The sequence below is a fragment of the Alteromonas sp. H39 genome (genome assembly GCF_047556435.1).
In the GTDB taxonomy this organism is placed as follows: domain Bacteria; phylum Pseudomonadota; class Gammaproteobacteria; order Enterobacterales; family Alteromonadaceae; genus Alteromonas.
This window is the reverse complement of sequence record NZ_CP180210.1, coordinates 3,540,774-3,561,005: the sequence shown is the minus strand read 5'-3', so window position 1 is coordinate 3,561,005 and position 20,232 is coordinate 3,540,774. Positions and strand designations below refer to the sequence as shown.

Here is a 20,232-nt window from a genome sequence, read left to right as displayed (position 1 = left end):
TACTCAACACGATTGAATATCAGACTTTCCCAAATTGTTACTAATTTAAGCGAGGCTGACTTAACACACTGTAAAATGTACTGTGAGTCCTCCTTGCGCAGAAGTTAACTCAGAAAGCAGCATGCGCTTCGCGCAGCAATTGGCTTCGTTAATTCTGCACACAGTTTATGCTTGGCGGCCATAGCGACGTGGCACCACCTGATCCCATTCCGAACTCAGAAGTGAAACACGTTAGCGGCGATGGTAGTGTGGGGTCTCCCCATGTGAGAGTAGCACACCGCCAAGCTCCCATTCGAAAAGCCCGCTCAACTGAGCGGGCTTTTTTCGTCTGTGCGTCTAAAAAAAACTTCATCCCCCGTAGTGCAACGCGCTTGTCAGGGACCTCTCTGGTGTTCACCAGGCAGCGGAAGCAACGATAAATGCAGAATAAAATAACTTCATCACTCACGGAATCACGAACAAGAAAGCTTGCTAATCTGGGCATTCAGACAATAGTTGCTGAACAGGCTTATATTTAATAACCAGACCCTGATGCTTACACCAAGACTCACCATCTGTAGCAGGCCGTTCTTCATTCTCATAATGATATTGAGCATGCTTCGCTTGCGACACTCACCATGTATCACCGCTGACCGACCCGGCCCCAGGTGACAAAGCAATAAGCAGAAACGGCACACTGTCACTCGCCGGCACGGTCTCGAAATTCGAAAAGCCCGCTCAGCTCAGCGGGAATTTTCGTATTAGATAGGTTTCGCCTGGTGCAGCGCTAACAGTGTGAAATCGCTATGAGTTATCTGTGATAATCTTTAGACGGTTTACTATTGTAAAAACGACAATATAGTTTCTGGAGTGTGACGTTCACGAAATGAAGAATATTCCAAAATAATGGTCATTCATCTGAACGCATTCTGTGCGAAGAATTGTTTTATATTAGGAAAATCTACCTCGAACCCTGCGTTTTCCAACATGGCCAGTGCGCTTCCAATATCATTGTAAAACTCGTGATCAATATTTGCAGAGCCGTAAGCGGTCGTGAGCTGCCGTTTTATGGTTGCAGAGATGTCAGAATCTACTATGACTATGGCGAGAATAGAAAGCCCAAGTTTTTGACGAATGGCAGTCTGTTTTACGAAGTAATCATACACTGAAGGCTGCATTAAGCTTTCACCGTACAAGCAACTTACCTGACACCAGGGCTTTGACAGGTCTAAATTATTGATGACTTCGCCCATCTCGCGAGAGCCGCGTCTAAGCGTTTCATCATTCCAAGGACCACGAGCTGAGAAAGTGAGAACCTGCTTAAAACTGGCAACTTCATAACGCCCATGCTCTGTGCCGGGACGACTGCGCAGTGTATACATTTGTGAAATACCAGCAACTATTCGTAATCTTTATGACTATAGCTGCGGACACTCTATAAAACCACCTCTATGAATGAGAAGTTGGCCATAGATTTTCGCTATGTGTAAGGCGGGACTGACAGATTCAATTTGAGGATATCATCTTATGGCTGTAGGTCTTATAACCCTAATGTCTCCACAGGCAGGTCAACTAAATAGCTTCGGAGAGTGAAGATAAGAGCCGCATCAGGCGGCTCTTGAAGGGGTGGGGGTTACTCTTCAGAATTTTCAGTCATAGTGCGCTGATACTGTGAGTATTCAACACGAGTAATTAACTCGTTACCGTTGATATCAATATCATCAAAATTCTGAATTACACCACCGCGTGACGCCTCTGCTTTTGTCAGTTCGCCGTCATTATCGGTATCCATCAGGTCAAATTCGCTCTCAGCGACGACCGTCTTTTTGACTTTAACTTCTTTTTCTATCATTTTGCCGCCAGACTCTGCTTTGGTTTTGGCGTGCATTTTTGCATCCATTTTGTGATCATCGCCAGCAGCAGAGACGGTCTTAGGATCGACTTCCTCAACGCTGTTTTTCATAGACTGTACCGACGCCACTACATCTCCATCAAAATGCTCAGGATTATTGGTGACATGCGTGTTGAACTCTTTAATAGACAAGCGCATGTCATTGTCTAAATCAATGTTGGAAAAATGCGCGTAGATATCGTTATCGTCCGCTTCCTCACGAGAGATATACCCATTATCGTCGTTATCGAGGTCTGCAAAAGTTGTATCGATCTTTTCCTGATGATCGCCAGCGATTGCACTTGCTGATAATGCGGCACTGATCAATGTTACTAGTGTTAACTTTTTCATATCTAACTCCTTGGTTTTGCCTCCATACTGCATAAACGGAGGAGAAAATTCACAATCCCCCATTCAGGTAACGTGCCAAATACCTAAAAATCCAATTAAAACAATTAGCTGTGAAATTACTGGCTAAGCCAGACGGTTATTGCTTTATGAGATATCTATAGAAGCTTTTGCAAAACTTACCTACTAACTCTTAATTTTGATAACAAAAAGTTAACAAGAAGATGTAATTCATCGGCACTTGCATTTGAGGCTGTTGCGTTGGAAAAGCTACTAACTGAGATGATTAATCGTACGTTGAAAATGTATTACTATTTGCTTTCCGCTTGACCTGATTTTTTTGTTCACTGGTGGCTTTAAACTTTTTGGTATCTGTTCTCGACATATAGTTATCACAACATAAATATGTCTGGACACACATATGGATATTACCCGCGCGGCAATTAGAAATGCCTCTGGCGTTACGATCGTTATCGCCATTATTGCCGCAATCGGACTGTATAGCCTGTTTACTCTCCCCGTGCAGCTTTTTCCTGATATAGAAAGGCCATCTATTTCTATCCAGACTTTCTGGCGTGCAGCCTCGCCTCAGGAAATTGAGTCTGAGATACTTGAGCCTCAGGAAGAAGTGCTTCAGGGGCTGCCCGGCCTGCACAGCATGAGGGCCTGGGCGAATCAGGGGAATGCCTGGATCAATCTGGAGTTCGGTTTGGAGACTGATATGCAGAAAACCTTAATCGAGGTTATCAGTCGAATGAACAGGATCCCTCCATTACCCCGGGACGCATTGTCACCGAATATTATGATGGGAGGAAATGACGGCGGCGGGCCAGCCTTGACTTATTTTTTTCTACAACAACTTCCCGGCAATACCAACCCAATCAATAGTTATGTCACTTATTTTGAGGATGTGATCCGGCCTCAAATTGAAGCAATTCCGGGAGTGTCACGTGCGCGAATGGAAAGCGGTGTCGGCGGTGCTGAAGAGTTTCAAATTGTATTTGACCCTTTTAAGGCAGCCGAACTCGGCGTAGATCTTACCAATATTACCTCAATGCTGGGCGCCGCTAATGATGTTTCCGGGGGATTTGTTGATGTAGGCAGACGTCGTTACACTCTTCGATTTGAAGGTCGGTATGCGCCTCAGAAAATGGGCGAAATGATTTTAGAATGGCGTGAGGGGAGTCCTGTTATGTTGCAGGATATCGCAGACATACGTATCCAGAGAGCCGACGGCAGTAACTTCAGCGTACAAAATGGCAACCCCGCAATTTCCATCCGAATTGACCGTGAGAACAGCGCCAATGTGCTATCAACGCTGGAAGCGGTAAAAGCCAAAGTTGATGAGCTTAATAGTACGGTCCTGATTAATGAGAAGCTGACTATGGCACAGTCTTTTGATGCATCAGTATTCATTTATCGGGCGGTCAATCTGGTAACCAGTAATTTGCTACTGGGCGTGTTGTTAGCTATCGGTGTGCTCTGGCTGTTCATGCGTCAGCTACGCGCAACGCTGATTGTTGCCTTGTCTATACCGATCTCGTTACTCAGTACTTTTATTGTTTTGCAAATTACGGGGCGTACCTTAAATGTCATTTCTCTTGCTGGCCTGGCCTTTGCTGTAGGCATGGTTCTCGATGCAGCCATTGTGGTTTTAGAAAATATTGTGCGTAAAAAGCCTGATGCCGCAACGTCTGATGATGCCAGCTACCTTGCAACGAAAGAAGTTTTCGGCGCATTACTGGCTTCCACGGCTACCACGGTGGCTATCTTTATTCCTGTCATGTTTTTAAGCGATGTAGAAGGTCAGCTGTTTGCCGATCTTGCGCTGACTATCGCCATCGCGGTGAGCATATCTATGGTCGTTGCAGTAACGGTGTTGCCGGTGATTGCCAGTCGTTGGCTTGTGAATGACATGCCACAGGACAAACTGCTTCCGGTATGGCGACGAATCGCGTCGTATGTAATGGCGGTATCGGCCACCCAGCGTCGCAGAGTACTGACGGTGACCGTGCTAATGAGTTTGCCTATTCTGGGGAGCGTGTTGTTGATGCCTAAGCTTGATTACCTGCCTCCGGTGAAACGTGATGCAATTGATGCCTTTTTTAATTTTCCTGCGGGGGCTAGCGACGCATATATAGAGAAAGATGTCATGGCAAAGGTGGTGCAACGGTTACAACCTTATATGGACGGAACGAAGTCGCCTGCACTGAAAAACTATTACATTATTACCTGGCCAAATGGAGGGACTCTTGGCGTCAGAGCGAAGGATCAAAATAATATTCGCGCACTCGAAACAGTGGTAAGGGATGAAATTCTGGTGGACTTGCCTGATACACAAACTTTTGCCATGCAGGGGAATCTTTTCGGCGGCTTTGGTAATGGGCGCTCTATTGATGTTCATTTGCAGGGAACGGATCAGACCGGACTTGTCGCCGCTGCTCAGGTTGGCCTGGATCTGATACGCGACAGTTTTCCGACAGCAAATGCACGAGCTAACCCGAGTCTGGAGCAAACAGAGCCGGAACTGCAGTTCTTCCCTAACGACAGTCGAATAAGCGAAGTCGGTTACAGCCGTGGACAAGTCGCTAATCTGGTACGATCGATGGGCGATGGTATGTACGTTGGAGAGTACTTTGATGGCATTAAACGCCTGAACATTATCTTTCGCTCTGAAGACTGGGACAACCCCGAGTTACTGGCGGCAACTCCATTGATGACGCCATCAGGTGAGATAGTGCAGCTTGGCGAGCTGGTAACTATTGAAAGAGCAGTCGGGCCCTCCAGTATTCAACGCATTGATCGCCGGCGTACCCTCACGTTGAACTTCAATCCCCCTGAAGGAATGACGTTAGAAGAAGCCATGGCGATAATCAAAGAAAAGGTGGAGCCAGGGATCCTGGCTGTCATGCCGGCCGGTGGCGCAATCAATTACGGCGGCAGCGCAGACAGTCTGAAAACGGCAATTGCAACCATGAGCCAGAACTTTTTGTTTGCGATGGGCTTGCTGATTGTATTGATGGCGGGACTTTTCCGCTCACTGAAAGACAGCATTATGGTTGTGTTGGCCCTTCCACTGGCTACTGTAGGCGGTGTTATTGCAATTCAGCTATTGAATCTGGTGACCTTTCAGCCAATGGATTTACTTACCATGATTGGCTTTATCATATTACTGGGACTGGTGGTTAATAATGCCATCTTGCTGGTACACCAAACCCGCAATGGTGAGCGTGAAGGTCTTAGCCGACGTGACGCTGTACATCAGGCGATCCTGTTACGGTTGCGGCCAATTTTCATGAGTACACTGACATCGTTATTCGGCATGCTGCCATTACTGCTATTACCTGGCGCCGGAAGTGTCATTTACCGCGGTCTGGCTGCGGTCATCGTCGGCGGTATGACGGTCAGTACACTGTTCACGCTGATACTGCTACCCACACTTTTACAGCTTACCGTACCTCGCTTTGACTCAACATCAGTGGTACAGCCAGGGCCGCTTTCTGCACGGGCCAGGCAACGCAAACTCGATGATAACGTATAAAGGACACTCACTATGAAAACACGAATGCCTAAGGCGTGTCGCTGGCTGGGATGCCTGATGCTGCTGTCTGTTTCAGCAATAGCTCAGGATACAACACCGCCTGCGCTGGTTGAAATTGATACTTTAAGGCATGAAACAATCACTCAGCAGGTATGGGTTCCCGGCACAGTCGTGAGCCGCACAGATGCGCAAATTGCATCAGAAGTTGCCGGGCGGATCATGTGGATGGCTGAGGTTGGACAGCACATTAGCCGCGGTGAGGTGTTGGTCAAGCTCGATGCTACCCGGCTTACTTTACAACTGAAACAAGATGAAGCAAATGTTGCGATGTGGGAGTCCAGAGTGGCGTTGCTTGAAAGAAAACGGGAGCGTTTCTCAAGAATGGCTAAACAGCAAAATGTTTCTGAAGACCAGTTAGATGAAACGCTGTCTGAGTTGGAAGTCGCCCGACAGGAGTTGGCGCAGGCAAAAGTCTCTCATTCGCTGACGAATTATCAGATTGAACGCAGCACGGTGAGAGCACCGTTTGATGCAATAATAGTAAGCCGGTTGCAGGTGCCGGGTGAGTATACAAGTGTCGGGCAGTCGTTGTTACAGGTTGTCGATCCGACAAATGTAGAAGCAACCGTACGGGCACCGCTGTCAGTGATTCCTTTTATAGAGCAAGGTATGTCGGTTGCAGTATCCGACCGCAGACAAACGTCAGAGGAAGTGATAAGGACGGTGGTGCCAGTAGGCAATGCCGCATCCCGAATGATGGAAATACGCATCTCGCTTATGCCAAATCAGTTTGCCATTGGCAGTGCAGTAAGAGTAGCGCTGCCTCACTCAAAGGCGCATCGGGGAATGACCGTTCCGCGGGATGCGTTAGTACTCAGAAAAGCCGGCGCATTCATATATCAGATTAATGCGGATAATGAAGCGACACAGGTGGCAGTAACAACCGGTGTGGGAGTAGGAGATCGCATCGAAGTGTTTGGTGAGCTGGAAGCGGGCTCCCCGGTTGTCGTGCGCGGCGCCGAGAGACTGAGATCGGGTCAGAAAGTCAGATATGTGGATGACAACCAGTCTCTTACCGCGCGTACGCCTTGATATGCCTACTTCACATATAGCAGTAGTGGCTTTGCTTGAATGACCTTTTGACTACCGCGTACTGCACGCAAGCTCGGGAGGCCGCAGGCCTGTCAGTCTTGTTGTTGAGATTGTGCCAGTAACCGCAAAGTGAATGGCTTATAAGCAGACTGGTTGCTTATTCCCGTGAAGGCATAAAAACCATGATTTCCAGTGAGACAAAAGCAACAATCGCCACTGCAATGACGTCACGCTTTTCGATCATGCCTGTAAGCATAAATAACAGGCTGGTTGCCAGCGCAAATAGCAACAGCCCGCCATGGAAACGGATAAATTTTGCAGGTTCTTTCATCAAGCTCGCTCTGGGTTGTTGTCCTGTTCAGGGCCCTGTGACTTGCCACTGCTTTGGCCAGTCAGTATAGGTAGTGACTTGTCCTCGTTGCCTCAAGGTTTGCGTAATTGCGGGATCAATATCAGTGGTCAGCAGGCCTGGCGACTCATCCGCTTTCTGCGCCCAAATCCCGGACTCCGAAATCTTACTGTCCGGCGGACAATAAACGCCGGATTTCCCTTTGTTTCTAAATACAGCTGGATTATTGGCGGCATCACCGACAAGCGCAGCATGTAGCACGAAACACTGATTTTCCAGGGCCCGGGCCCTGGCACCGGTTCTTACACGCTGATACCCGGCTTGCGTGTCAGTGCAACTGGGCACCAATAGCACGTCAGCCCCTGCTTCGGCCTGACGTCTGGCTAACATAGGAAATTCACTGTCGTAGCAAATAGTAATGCCAATATCGCCAATATCTGTTTTGAATAAGGAAAGTTGGTCGCCAGAACTGATTCGCCATTGCTCACGCTCGAATCGTGTCATTATTAACTTATCCTGAAAGCCAATGTAGCCCGACGGGCCAAAAAATAATGCGCGATTTCTGAATTCCTGATTGTCCGTCAATACCGGGAACGAGCCAGCAAGTATATAGAGTGAATATTGTTGCGCCAATTGCTCAAACAATGCAAGGTAGTCGGTATAGAATTTTTGTAGATAAGTAAGTTGATCGTTAAGTTTTACTTGAATATCTGTCGGCAGCAAGCCCACCAGTTCCATGCTTGCGTACTCAGGAAACATTAACAGCGAGGCGTTTTGGTCACTGGCCTCTTTAACCCACGCCCTGAGGTTATCAGAAAACGCATCCCAACTGCGCAGAGTTGATATTGGGTATTGTGCCAGTGCGACTGTAATCATGTTCGCTCCCTGTTTCTGATTTAGCCGAAAATGCACTACCGTTGTTTAAGCAAGCGCATCAGAATGCTGACAACGCGAATAATACGACTTTTACGGTTGGTATATTCACATACGCATTGTAAGGCTGCTTGGCTCAGCGATTCCTTACACAGTGGCGTATTGTTGATATGAAAGTGATTTGCTTATCAGCGTACACTTGCCCGTTGGTTACTGTTTCGGCACGCGTTGTAGCGTAACGTTGGTATGGCCGTCGACAAATTCCAGAATGAACAACGTGCCGTAGTCCTGCTCTGAGATCGAAAATGCCGGACCACCCAGGTAGCGAATGAGTTCAGGAGTGGTATTACTGTGACCAGCGATAACAGCGCTGGCGTTATTTTTCTTTAGCGTTCGGGCAAGGGCTTTAAGCTTCTTTGGATCATATGTCGTGATCTCAACTGAGGTCGCTTTTGATAGCGGTATGACTGTCTCTTGCGTTCGCTTATAGGGGGTCGCGTAAATAGCGCTGATTGGCTTGTCAGCCAGCATGACTGCCAGTTTTTCGGCTCTGGATTGCCCCTGCGATGTCAGAGACGGATCGTCGCCATCGCCTTTTTCAAAATGGCGGGTCAGATAAAGTGTGGCCGCATGCGTTGAAGATATGAACAGCAGCAGTACCAGCGCAATTACAGATTTCACAAGCAATCCTTGTCAATCATCAAGTGCCCCAAGCATGACATAAAGACGGTTAAAATAAACCCATTTGCTCATTTACGATTGTATCAAAACGTAATCCAATCAATGGCAGAATGCTTTCTGCGATAGGTTTGATTTGCTTTTCTACATAATGATCGTAATCAAGCGGCGCATCCTGGCATTCGGTGGTTTGCGGGCCCTGTAACGTCATAACGTATCGTATTTGCGTTTTGTTCTGGTAGCGCAGCGGCTTATTTCCCTTAGCATTTTTCTCATCAGCGAGGCGAGCAGCCCGAACGTGTGGGGGAACGGTGCGCGTATATTCTGATAGCGGCTTTCGAAGTCTTTTGCTGTATATCAGCGCGTTGTCGTGACGACCGGCACGAAGCGCATCGACAGTGCTGCGAACGAATGTCTCGACGGGCTGGCCTGTGAAGACTTGCATATACAGGGTTTCCTGAAATGTTTTTGCCAGGGCCGTCCAGTCTGACCGTACACTCTCCAGACCTTTAAATACCAGTTCCTGCTTGCCGTTTCTGGTTGTTAATCCGGCGTAGCGTTTTTTACTGCCGGTTTCTGCGCCGCGTATCGTTGGCATAAAGAACGTATCGAAATGGGTTTCGAATTCAATCTCCAAATAACAGTCGAGATCGAATTTCTCCCGCAAAGTTGTTTGCCACTGCTGGTTGATATGTTGTTCCAGCTTTTTACCGATGGCGTTTGCTTCGGTTGCATTGCTTATTTCAAGTAGGTGTACGAAGGTTGAGTCCGTATCACCGTAAATGACATCGTAACCCTGCTCGGTTATCCACTGTGCGGTGGTTTGCATAATGTCATGCCCTCTTAACGTTATCGAGCTGGCCAGCCTTGGATCATAAAAAGGGCAACCGCCACTGCCCAGCACACCATAAAAAGAGTTCATCAGAATCTTAATGGCTTGCGAACGCGGGGCGTCTTTTTCGCGCTTGGCCTCGTCGCGCTGTGCCCACAAGCTGGCAATGATATCCGGCAGAAAATGCCTGTCTCTTGAAAATACCGCATTTTTGTATCCGGGAATGGCGCTGTCGGGATCGGCCAGCCCTTCAGCCAGGCCCATAGGATCAATTTTAAATGTGCGGATAATAGAGGGGTACAGGCTTTTAAAATCCAATACTACAACGTGCTGATACAGCCCCGGCTTTGAATTCATCACGTATCCACCTGGACTGGCGAGGCCACCGTTTTGAGGACGAACACCACTGACATACCGGTGACGGTGTAATTTCGGCAAATAGACATTGATAAAGGCTGCTACGGAGCCGCCGGGCCGACCTAAATCCAGACCGGTTAACGTGGCGCGCAGAACAAGAAAATCGATAAACCGGGTTTTCTCGGCAATGCGGTTCACCAGTTCAGTATCCTGAAAGTTATACTGTGCCAATGCGACCGGATCCTGCTGGTAAAGCCGTTTGATAGCCCCTAAACGATCACTGTCCTGGATAAGCTTTTTCTCCCCAAGCAGGGCGTCTGCCACGGCGTCAAGCGCAAACGAGTCGAAGTAATACGTCATGGTTTTAAGCGCTTCAATACCATCAATGGCACACCGGCCCGGAATTTCAACGATGACCTGCCCGTCAGACCAGGTTTTTAACGCCATGGCGTGGCGGTGTCTGCCTATATTGAGTGATTTGCCATAACGCGTTGCGCATTGTTGCAAAACGGCAAAGTCGAATTGCTTCACATTCCAGCCCAGCAACAGATCCGGGTCGGCAGTGGCGATACTGTTTTCCAGTTTCACCAGCAGATCCTTCTCATCACTTGCCACTGTCAGAACAAAAGGAAGTGCTTCACGGGAGACAGGTACGCGGTTGTCAGGTGGTATGAGGATGACCTCTTGCCATGATACAGACGACAGCGCGACAGAAAATAGCTTACCGTGTTCATCACACTCAATATCAAGGCTGAGGCTGTTTAGCGTAGGGGTATAACGGCCAGGCTTAACCCGGGCGTTAATCAGCGTATTTTGCCTGTTTCCCTGGTTGCCCTGGAAAATCAATGTGCCATAGATAAAACGTTCCATCAGATAGCGATCTGGCAGACGAATGTCAGCTTCGTATGCTGTAATGTTCTCTGCGCGCAGGACGTTTCGCAGACGTTGCATTTGAAATTCGGTCTGCGTACGAAGCAGCGTAACCGGTTCTTGTGAAAGGGTTTTAAAATCGCTGGGTGTGATTGTGACGGGCAACGATTGCACCATATTCCTGCATCGCTCGGTATCTCGTGCTGGAATAAAGCACACACTAGTTTGCGGAAGCGTAAGCAGGCAAACCGGCCCGTCGTCAGTTGCGATCCAAAGTTCTACAAACGATTGTTTTCCCTGAGTGACAGTGCGTCGGGACAGTATCAATCCTTGTCCCGACAGTCTCGCTGAAGTGGTCACTTATTCTTAAGGCTGATGTCTGACGATACGATCGCGACCTGCATCTTTGGCGTCATAAAGGGCCTCATCTGCCAAAGCGGTCAGTTCACTGGTTGTCCGGGCTTCACTGGCATCCACGAGTCCGACAGATACACTGATACGGCACTGATTATTGCCGATGGTAAACGGTATCTCCCGTACTGACTCAGCAAATTTTTTCAGCAGACTTTCTGCTTTTACAGCCGGAGTGTGAGGAAAGGCAAATAAAAACTCTTCACCACCAATGCGACCCAGTATGTCCGTGCTGCGGAATGTCTTTTTCGCGAGTTTGCCGAATGCCCGCAGTACGTCGTCACCGGTCTGATGGCCAAATTTATCGTTTATTTGTTTAAAATAATCCAGATCAAGAACGGCAATAGCCAGAGGATCATCATGACGGATGGCAAGATGCAGCTGATTATCCACAACATCAAGTGTCTTACGGCGGGTGAGTAAACCGGTCAGTTCGTCTTCATTGGCTAGCAGCTCAAGGCGACGCTGGTGCCGCTTGCCGTTCACATACAGGAACAACAGCAACAAACAGATGATCACCAGCAGAAACGCGACAGCAACAACGTATTTCTGCAGGCTTTGTTCGTTCATTATCTGCGTTTGCTGGCGCAGATTCTGCTCTTTCAAGAGCGCATTCTGGGCTTCCTGCTGTTCAACTTCAAATGCGGTGCGCAACTCAAGTAGCCGGCGAGAATTCTGTTCGCGCTCAAGATCGTCCTGCAGATTTCTTAGAATAAGCATCAGTTGATACGCTTTTTCGTACTCACCAAAAGAGGCGTACAGTCCCGACTTTTCCAGTCCTATTTGGATCTTCTGAGTCAGAAAAGCGCTGCCATTCGCCATATCATCGGCTCTGTCGAGCAACGTCATTGCGCTTTCAAACTGATCTTTCCTTTGTTCGACTTTCGCCAGGCTAATTAGCGTCTGAATTTGCATATAAGGATTTTCAGCACTTTCAAAAATACCCAGCGCTTCAGTAAGAAACGATTCGGCATCAATATACTTTCCCTGATTGATCAGGTGATTCGCCATAATCGCATAGCTGTAAGCTGCTCCCTGGAGGTCCCCGATTTCCAGCGCCAGATTGGCTGAATCTCGCAGGTAGATCATGGACTTTTGGGTTTCGCCGGTTTCAAAATAGGCCTTCCCGAGCCCGAATAGCGTATTGGCGAGCTCGAGTGAGGCGTTTGTTTCCCGGTAATATGCTTCCGCTCTTTCATAGTAGGGAATTGCCTGCTGCCACTCTTCGCGATATTCGTATACCAGTGCAATCATGCTGGCGAAGTCTTCAGGCTTAAGCAGCGTATTATGTTCCTGCGCCAGCCGGTATCCTTCCTGAAAAAACGACAATGCGTCATCGGTGGTGCTGAGCGCGAGATGAATATAACCCTGAATGCTGAGTGCATAAGTTAACAGGTCGTAATGTTCGGTGGACTTTGCCCAGGCAATGGCCGATTGCGTGTAGGGCAGCCCTTGCTGCGCTGTGCCGGCGGTATCCATTGCTTCTGCTTTGGCGACCGTAAGGTTGTAATATAGCCAGGGTTGATTTGCCGGACTTACCAGTTCCAGCCCCAGATTTGCGTGTTCTATTGCCTTTTTGTGCAGTAACAAGGCTGAATAGGCGCGACTCAACAAAGCGTGAACGGCTGCTTTATCTTCATCGCTTTCCGTTATTGCAAATGCACGTTGCAGCTCGGAAATGGTAGCATCCGGTGTCTTTCTGACCTGGCTGACAAGATCAGCGGCCGCGTCAGGCCATTTACGAACATAGTCTGCCTGAGCCAGCGCTGACAGACTGAAAAGAGATAACAAAAGGAACGTCGCTATCCCGCGGAGCGGTGTATGGCTGACAACAGAAAACAACGGCCAGGTCATGAAAATCCCTCTTGATAAAACTTCTACCGCAACAATACACGAAGGCGTGAATAAACGCCCACATTAACACGAAAATAACGTGCCATATTAATTTATCAAATAGTTGCTTATCAGCCAGATGCGTTTGTATTTTCTTTTTTGAGGTGGGCACAATACCGTACGCGAAATAGCAAATAGAGTGTCCGCATGGATTATCCCGACTTTCCGTTACCTGAAGATGGCTGTACCACTGAAATTATGCCGGGGGTGCTGTGGTTGCGAATGGCTTTACCTTTTGATCTGGACCATATCAACTTATATTTGCTGGAAGATACGGACGGCTGGTTCGTGGTTGATACTGGCCTTGGAACAGACGCAACGAAAGCGGCGTGGGACACCATATTCTCAAATCTGGAAAAGCCGGTGAAGGGCGTTATCGTTACGCACATGCACCCTGATCATATCGGGCTTGCCGGCTGGATCACTGAAACGTTTCGGGTTCCGCTGTACATGACCAACAGCGAGTATTACACCGCCAGAGCGCTGCTGAACGTGTCGCAAGATAGTTCGCGCTGGAATGACCGGGAGTACTTTACACGGGCCGGTCTGGAAGCTGAAACCGTAGAGAGAATCGTATCATCAGGTAAAGGTTTTGCCAGCGTTGTGTCGCCAATACCGCTGGCGTATCAGCGGTTACGGGACGGTGATGTTTTTACGATAAACGGACGGCGTTGGGAAATTATGGTTGGAAGTGGGCACTCACCTGAGCATGCCTGTTTGTTCTGCCATGAGCTACACGTGCTGCTCTCCGGTGATCATATCCTGCCCCAAATCTCTCCGAATATCGGCGTTTACTCAACCGAACCTGAAGGGAACGCGCTGAAAGAATACCTTAGTACATTGCTACCATTTCTGTCACTGCCTGAGTCAACGCTGGTTCTGCCAGCCCATAATATTCCCTTTATGGGCTTGCAGGAGCGAGTAAACGGTCTGCGGTATCACCATAAACGACATCTTAACGCCTTACTTCAGGCATGCCAGTCGCCTCAATCTGTAGTGGATTGTCTGCCGGTGATGTTTGCGCGCAAACTGACAGGAAGAAATATCGTTTTTGCCGTTGCCGAATGTTTGTCGCACCTGAACTATTTACTGTTTGATAACCAGGTATCGCGCACCATCAATGCGGATGGTGTTTATCAGTACACCACAATCGATACTCTCGCTGATGATGTAGATACGGGTCAGCCAGATATGGATTTCACCACGGTGTAGCTGGACGTTTGACACATTCCCCGCCACACTCTTTAAAGAGTAAGTGTATCTGCTGATTTTGCCGCTCTACCGGGCCTGGCAGGTAGCGAAGGTTGGCTTGAGACAAACAAGCGGTATCCGCCAGCCGTACTGTTGACCGCGCAACCTATGTTTACAGTGCGTTGGGATCATATCACGTTCAGAGGACTTCCTTATGTCTAAATTAATTCTGTCGCTGGATGGCGGCGGTATTCGGGGAGCTGCAACGACGCAGTTTTTGTCGCGCGTTGAAAACGCCCTGTTAGCCGAGCACAACCTTCATCTCAGAGACTGTGTCGACTTTTACGCCGGCACCAGTACAGGCAGTATTATCGCACTGGCTCTGGCGACGACCTCATTATCGTTAAGTGAGATCAACGGTTTATACAATCCGGAAAATGCCAGGATTATTTTTTCTGAGAACCGGGGATTTCTGGAATTAGATGGCATTAATGCGCCCAAATACGAAGCCGCGGGCAAATCGAGGTTGCTGGCTGATAACTTTAAAGAAGCCAGCTTGGCAGATGCGGTAGCCAACGGTAAACATGTGCTGGCAGTGACATACGGTATAGAAGACAGAAAGCCGTATGTATTAAAGACTACCGTGCCGGATCACTTAACATTAAAGAGCCGTGATGTGGCGGATGCCTCCAGTGCGGCACCGACCTATTTCCCTACACATGGGATGGAAATTCCTGAAGGCGGAGAGCAGCGCTGGTTAATTGATGGTGGAGTCACGGCGAACAACCCAACGATGTGCGCGATTGCGGAAGCTCGCAGGTTGTGGGCTGCGGACCCCTGGGATTCGCTGCGTATTCTGTCAGTAGGCACTGGTTACCAAACGCGTAAAATCAACGGCCCTGAATCCCGTAAATGGGGAGCGCTGGGCTGGATGTCCAAAGGCCAGATCATTGATGTGCTCTCTGATGAGCGGGTAGTGGCCTACCAGGCAATCACCATGGCATCGCCGGGTAACTACATTCGCGTGAACGCGCAAATGGAGGTGCAGGATGGTATGCCCTCGCCACCCGATGATGCCATGGATGACATCAGTGATTCGAATATCAGGAAGCTGAAACTGATGGGGGATTTCTGGTTTGAGCGCTACGGGAATGCGGTGGTAGCGCTACTGGCGGGGAATTATACCGGGCCGTCTCTGGATCGTATTGATTCAAAAACCGGCCAGCCTCTGCCGTTTGATGTCTGAAATCAGAATTACAGATAACAGTAAGAAGCGCGGCGCCGGCATAGCTATGGGGTGTTGACGCGCGACTCGGGTGACTGTTTACAGAAAGCCGCGCGTTTTATGTCTGCCGACGTCGTGCTCGTTGTTTAAACCCATAGCGGCAGGCCCCAGGCCCGCGAGACTAGCAGAACACTTACAGGCGCTGAATAGCCCAGTTCAGTGCCACAATCGCAATTGCGGATGAAGCAAGTGGCATCATTGCTCTGGGGTACCAGCGCCATTTTCTGACGACGATAAGCAAAGGTAAGACAGCAAGTACGATCACCAACTGCCCAATTTCAACGCCAATATTGAAAGAGGCGACGGTAACCAGGGTACTGTTACTATTAGACTGTAATTCGGCAAACACGCTGGCAAAGCCCATGCCGTGCAGTAAGCCAAACGCAAAGGTTATCCAGGTCAGCCGTGTTACTACCGGCCAGATATTATTCATTGCGGTTAACAGTACAGACACAGCGATGCCCACTTCAACCCAGCGACTACTCGGAGCAATCCATCCCAGTGCAGTAATGGTCAACGTGATGGAGTGCGCAACGGTAAATGCTGTTACCAGATATATTGTTTCTTTAAGGATGGGAGTAATAGTGGGGCGTCCGACCCAACTCGCCTGCCGGCGGATCAAATTAACGGTCAGTAGCAGGGCCAACAGGAACAGAATATGATCAATACCGATCCAGATATGAATGATACCCTCGTAAACAAAGCTTAGCACACCATCCCAAAACCCGGTGTTGCGACTATCAAACTTATAAGAAGGCGAGCTTTGCGTCAGCACAACGGAGGTCGCTATCTCGTTGGCAGTAAACGTTGTCAGCACCTTATGGGTGGGGTCGAAATCGAAGATCCCGCGGTAGCTGACTGAAAGCGATTCGCCCGGCGGGCAGGTTGCGCTGAAGGGAACGGTGATCAGGTTTTCGCCGGAGATTACCGACAATGTAGGCGAGCCAGACGTCAAAGTGCATGCGTCATTGTTTCGACTGAAAGAAAGATGGGATTGCAGGTAATCACCGATTGCCTCTTGGGCAAACATGACTTCCCCCCATGTGAGCTGACCGTCAGCGTCGCTATCGACGTTCACCACATGTGCCAGATCGTACGGCTTTACTGAAAGCTCGCCGCTAATGTTGCTGTCTTTTTGAGAAGCAATCGTCAGATAGCCTGAGCTGATTTCATGCGACTGTGCCTGCCATGCTGCACCAATCAGTAAAATAAGCGAAAAGAAGCGAGATACGGGATTTCTCATGACGTTAAAGGTTTCCACCGTTACTTTTGGGAAAAGGCGGCAGCGCGTGAAAGCAGCGCTGCGTCTGTTGCTGTTTTGGAGTACTCAAAATGCATCGAGGCAAAGTGCAGCGCTTTGTCTTTATCAGGAACAACATCCAGATAATAACGAGCCAGCTGTGCAGCGTGTTCATGATCTTCCCGCCATTCGCGAAGAGCGACTCGCTGATGCATTTTATGCTGCCATTTCTTATCTTCCCCAGACCTTGCTTCGGCTATGGCTAGTCGCAGTAAAATAGCGTCATCAATACTGTTATGGTTAGCAACCATCGGCACTATGCGGTGCAGCACAGCTGCCGGATTTTGCTCAACAATATAGGTGTCCATCCAAAGTGCAATCAGGCTGACCGGCGCCGAAGGTAAATCGACGTCACTTAAATGATGTCGGGCAAGCTCAGGTTCACCGACCTGAAGCGCCATTGATGCCAGCGTTTCATTTATCCATAGCATCTGCGCCGCCGGGGCCGTTGCCCGGGTAGCGGTAACGGCGGCCAGTCTGGAATATGTAGCACGCGAGGGGGATGATTGAAAATCGGCATCCAGGGTACAGGTAAGCGTGACGATAAGTGCAACCTGACCGAATAATTCACTGCACGTCCCCCGAGCCTGATTAAACTGTCCCATCTGGGTTTGTATGTTTGCCAATAGCAATAGGGCGTTGGCGGATTGTGCAGGGGATTTGGCTGTCTCTGAGAGTAATGCTGCGGCTGCATCAAACTGATGATGCAACTGTAGAAGTCTGGCTTTTACCAGCATGTGAGCCGGGTCGAGGTTTCCGTCGGCCTCCTGTTCGTCGAGATATCCTTTCACCTGTCCGATACTTTGTGCCGATCGATTCAGTTTGCGGGATGTCAGTAAAAGTTCCATGGCCTCTGATGCTGAACCAATTGTGCTGGCGGTAACTGGCCAGCTGGCGATAACGGTATCTGGTGATGGCATTATTGTGCTGGCAATGGCGTTGCGGGGCAAAGTCAGCCACAAGATGGAAGTAAGTAGTAACACTGCGCCAATACCCGTGAGTGTTATCATCATTTTATCGTCGTGGAGTTTCGTCATCGAGCACCTGTTTGGTTGAGCCGGGCGTGCATCACATTGGTTTCTCTGAATGTAGTATCAACAAAAAAAAGCCGTCCCTGGCTTTGACGGTTGACTACTGATCTATCAGCAAGTCGTCGAAAGCATCAGGATCGTCCGCATCCTGTATAAACTCCCTGCCGTTGACTGGCAGTGGCGTATCAGTTGGCTCCTGAGCAAACGCGTCACGCGTGAACTCAGACACTGACACTTCAAGCACCTCAATAGTGACGGTGACGGTGCCGGTGGCGCTGGCTTTGCCATCCGATACGGTAAAGACGAAGCTGTCTTCACCGGTTACCTGTGCGTTAGGCGTATAGGTGAAGCTGCCATCATCCATTATCGCTACCGAGCCCAGCATAGCTTCGGTATCCAGTGAATAAGTCAGGGAATCACCGTCCGCGTCGGAGGCACTCAGCATATCGCTAAATGGCGTATCAGTTTGTGTGATAAACGCCTCTGAAACGGCTTCCGGCGCTGTATTCATTGCCGGCATTTCCTTATCGTCATCGTCGTCATCAAAGCACCCGGTAAGTGCCAGGCTGACTACGGAAAGTAGTAATAATTTACGCATCATTTACTCCTATTCTGAACCCGCTTTGGGCGTCGCAAGATAGGGGAATGCCGTATCGATCATCGAGGCATCCAGCGGCGCACCATCAGTAAATGGCACGTTACCTACGCTCGCATCATCCGGCGTACACAGGCCAAGATCGGTATCTTCGCCATTAACCGGAATCGGGTAGCACAAACGGCCCATCACTACGCGAAGGGCAATATCAACCACGTCATCACCTGGACGGCGTCCATTCGGGAAGCCTGCAAGGTCATCACCAGCAACGCCAAATGCCGACTGCTGATCTGCTGGTGTTGCCGGAATACCTGTATTCAGACGTAGCATTTCAGAAGGCGTCACTGTGGCTTGCTGGTTTACACCTTCAAAGCCAGTTAAAAAGGCTGTCACTAAGTCCATGCGTGGGAAGTTGGTAGGTGCCAGTGTCTCAATTGAAGCGCCCAGTGTGGTGTTCACCGCATCTCTGAACAGAATGTTCAGAAGCTCGGGTAATACCGGATTAGTGACATAATCAGCAAACTGACCATCGCCACTTGGGTGAGAGGTAGAGAACTTATCTTTATCGCCAATTCCAATTACCAGCTCATTTACCAGTGGATTACCTAAGCGTGAAACCTGCGTCATTGCGCCGCCGTTCACTTCTGGCTTTCCGAACGTGGCATCTGGATTCAGGATTCGTGCCTGAGGCAGACTCGCGGTTGTCCAGCTTCCAATTACGCCATTTCCGTCGCCGGTAACACAAGCGGAGGGCACTTCTACCGCGATTGACGTGACGTTTTTATCTGCCAGATCATCGTTATCCGCGCTTTGCGTGATACCGCCCGGGAAACCGTTGCCATCGCCTGCACCCGGTGCGCTGTCACCTTCCACCGGCACATAATTTACCAGGTCAAAGGTTTCCCCCAGGTTTACTACAAACGGGTCTTTGCGCTGGCCCACGAATACCCGGCCCATATCGTCACAGCCTGGAATACTGAAGTTATACACAAACTGTCCGGCGTAACGCTCGTATTCTTCCATGCTGGTAAACGTTTTATTGCCGATATAGTCCAGCGGCTTACCAAACATATCGCCCGAGGCTGGCATTAACATCGTGCGCTCGCCGGAGCGAACCGGGCCGGTCACCATGGTCATCTCATACATTTCAGAGAAGTTTGCGGCGCTGGCATCATCTGCGCTGACAGGACCTACGTTTTTCAGCGGCACCTTAATCATTTTCTGATCGCCTTCCGGACCTACAGGTAAGGCAATTCCTTCGTTTTCAGCTGCCAGCATCGAGGTGAAGTTAAACGTAAAGCTGATATCTTCAATGGCATCACCGTCGTTATCAATATGGATTGCATATTCTGCTGCCGGATCCATAGCGAAATAGTTCGGACCACCATAGGCATCCTGAAGCGGGATGTAGTTCGCAATCATGGTGACGTAGCCTTCACGGCCCTGCTCATAGCTGTTAAATGCGTAATAGTCTGTTGAATCCAGCGTAGGCATGCGCGTAATATTCGGTGCTTCGCGGTGGCTTGAAGCAAATACTGCAGTGGTGATAATGACACTGGATAGTGCCAATACTGTTGGCTTGAGTTTGAACATTATTATTCCCTTCGGGTTGTGTATTCCCTAAGCCAAACGATCAAGTGCGCAAGGTGGATGCAAGAAAATCACATTTTCTGTTCTTTTTTTTAACGCGTTTTTAAGGATGCTTTAACAGTAGGG

15 protein-coding genes and 1 rRNA gene are annotated in these 20,232 nt (G+C 49.1%); 5 read left to right on the top strand and 11 right to left on the bottom strand.

The features are described from left to right. Positions 1-170: 170 nt before the first annotated feature. Positions 171-286 (top strand): 5S ribosomal RNA (gene rrf, locus ACLBLI_RS15550). 607 nt (positions 287-893) lie between these two features. Here the strand turns inward: rrf and ACLBLI_RS15545 are convergent. Next, entirely contained in the window at positions 894-1,361 is a 468-nt protein-coding gene (locus ACLBLI_RS15545; protein WP_414828491.1) for a hypothetical protein, read from the bottom strand. Between the two features lie 251 nt (positions 1,362-1,612). Next, complete coding sequence (locus ACLBLI_RS15540; RefSeq protein ID WP_414828490.1) at positions 1,613-2,221, bottom strand: calcium-binding protein; 609 nt, start codon at positions 2,219-2,221, stop codon at positions 1,613-1,615. A 418-nt stretch (positions 2,222-2,639) separates the two neighbouring features. Here ACLBLI_RS15540 and ACLBLI_RS15535 point away from each other — a divergent pair, with 418 nt between their 5' ends. Then, the gene (locus tag ACLBLI_RS15535; RefSeq protein ID WP_414828489.1) at positions 2,640-5,759 is read left to right on the top strand and encodes an efflux RND transporter permease subunit; all 3,120 of its coding nucleotides are present in this window, start codon (positions 2,640-2,642) and stop codon (positions 5,757-5,759) included. Positions 5,760-5,771: 12 nt separating this feature from the next. Then, the gene (locus tag ACLBLI_RS15530; RefSeq protein WP_414828488.1) at positions 5,772-6,851 is read left to right on the top strand and encodes an efflux RND transporter periplasmic adaptor subunit; all 1,080 of its coding nucleotides are present in this window, start codon (positions 5,772-5,774) and stop codon (positions 6,849-6,851) included. Positions 6,852-7,008: 157 nt separating this feature from the next. Here ACLBLI_RS15530 and ACLBLI_RS15525 read toward each other — a convergent pair whose 3' ends face one another. From ACLBLI_RS15525 to ACLBLI_RS15505, 5 genes are all read right to left on the bottom strand, one after another. Next, on the bottom strand, positions 7,009-7,182 hold the full coding sequence (locus tag ACLBLI_RS15525) for a hypothetical protein (RefSeq protein ID WP_414828487.1): 174 nt from the start codon (positions 7,180-7,182) through the stop codon (positions 7,009-7,011). Between the two features lie 27 nt (positions 7,183-7,209). Next, a complete protein-coding gene (locus ACLBLI_RS15520) occupies positions 7,210-8,076 on the bottom strand; it encodes a carbon-nitrogen hydrolase family protein (protein ID WP_414828486.1) in 867 nt (288 codons plus the stop codon). Positions 8,077-8,283: 207 nt separating this feature from the next. Beyond that, complete coding sequence (locus ACLBLI_RS15515) at positions 8,284-8,754, bottom strand: SixA phosphatase family protein (protein ID WP_414828485.1); 471 nt, start codon at positions 8,752-8,754, stop codon at positions 8,284-8,286. A gap of 49 nt (positions 8,755-8,803) precedes the next feature. Then, positions 8,804-11,137, bottom strand: coding sequence for a DNA polymerase II (locus tag ACLBLI_RS15510; protein ID WP_414828484.1), 2,334 nt, complete (start codon positions 11,135-11,137; stop codon positions 8,804-8,806). Between the two features lie 39 nt (positions 11,138-11,176). Then, entirely contained in the window at positions 11,177-13,075 is a 1,899-nt protein-coding gene (locus ACLBLI_RS15505) for a diguanylate cyclase (protein WP_414828483.1), read from the bottom strand. Positions 13,076-13,261: 186 nt separating this feature from the next. Between ACLBLI_RS15505 and ACLBLI_RS15500 the strand changes: the two genes are divergently transcribed. Further along, positions 13,262-14,326: an MBL fold metallo-hydrolase gene (locus ACLBLI_RS15500; protein WP_414828482.1), complete on the top strand. Its 1,065-nt coding sequence runs from the start codon at positions 13,262-13,264 to the stop codon at positions 14,324-14,326. A 193-nt stretch (positions 14,327-14,519) separates the two neighbouring features. Then, positions 14,520-15,551 (top strand): patatin-like phospholipase family protein, encoded by a 1,032-nt coding sequence (locus ACLBLI_RS15495; RefSeq protein WP_414828481.1) that lies wholly within the window; start codon positions 14,520-14,522, stop codon positions 15,549-15,551. Between the two features lie 172 nt (positions 15,552-15,723). On the opposite strand, the gene ACLBLI_RS15490 is transcribed toward ACLBLI_RS15495, so the two are convergent. The 4 genes from ACLBLI_RS15490 to ACLBLI_RS15475 form a co-directional block, all read right to left on the bottom strand. Beyond that, positions 15,724-16,833: a HupE/UreJ family protein gene (locus ACLBLI_RS15490; RefSeq protein WP_414828480.1), complete on the bottom strand. Its 1,110-nt coding sequence runs from the start codon at positions 16,831-16,833 to the stop codon at positions 15,724-15,726. Between the two features lie 20 nt (positions 16,834-16,853). Next, positions 16,854-17,927 (bottom strand): hypothetical protein, encoded by a 1,074-nt coding sequence (locus ACLBLI_RS15485; RefSeq protein WP_414828479.1) that lies wholly within the window; start codon positions 17,925-17,927, stop codon positions 16,854-16,856. Positions 17,928-18,021: 94 nt separating this feature from the next. Then, complete coding sequence (locus ACLBLI_RS15480; protein ID WP_414828478.1) at positions 18,022-18,522, bottom strand: Ig-like domain-containing protein; 501 nt, start codon at positions 18,520-18,522, stop codon at positions 18,022-18,024. Positions 18,523-18,528: 6 nt separating this feature from the next. Next, positions 18,529-20,109, bottom strand: coding sequence for a DUF4331 domain-containing protein (locus ACLBLI_RS15475; protein ID WP_414828477.1), 1,581 nt, complete (start codon positions 20,107-20,109; stop codon positions 18,529-18,531). Positions 20,110-20,232: the final 123 nt, after the last annotated feature.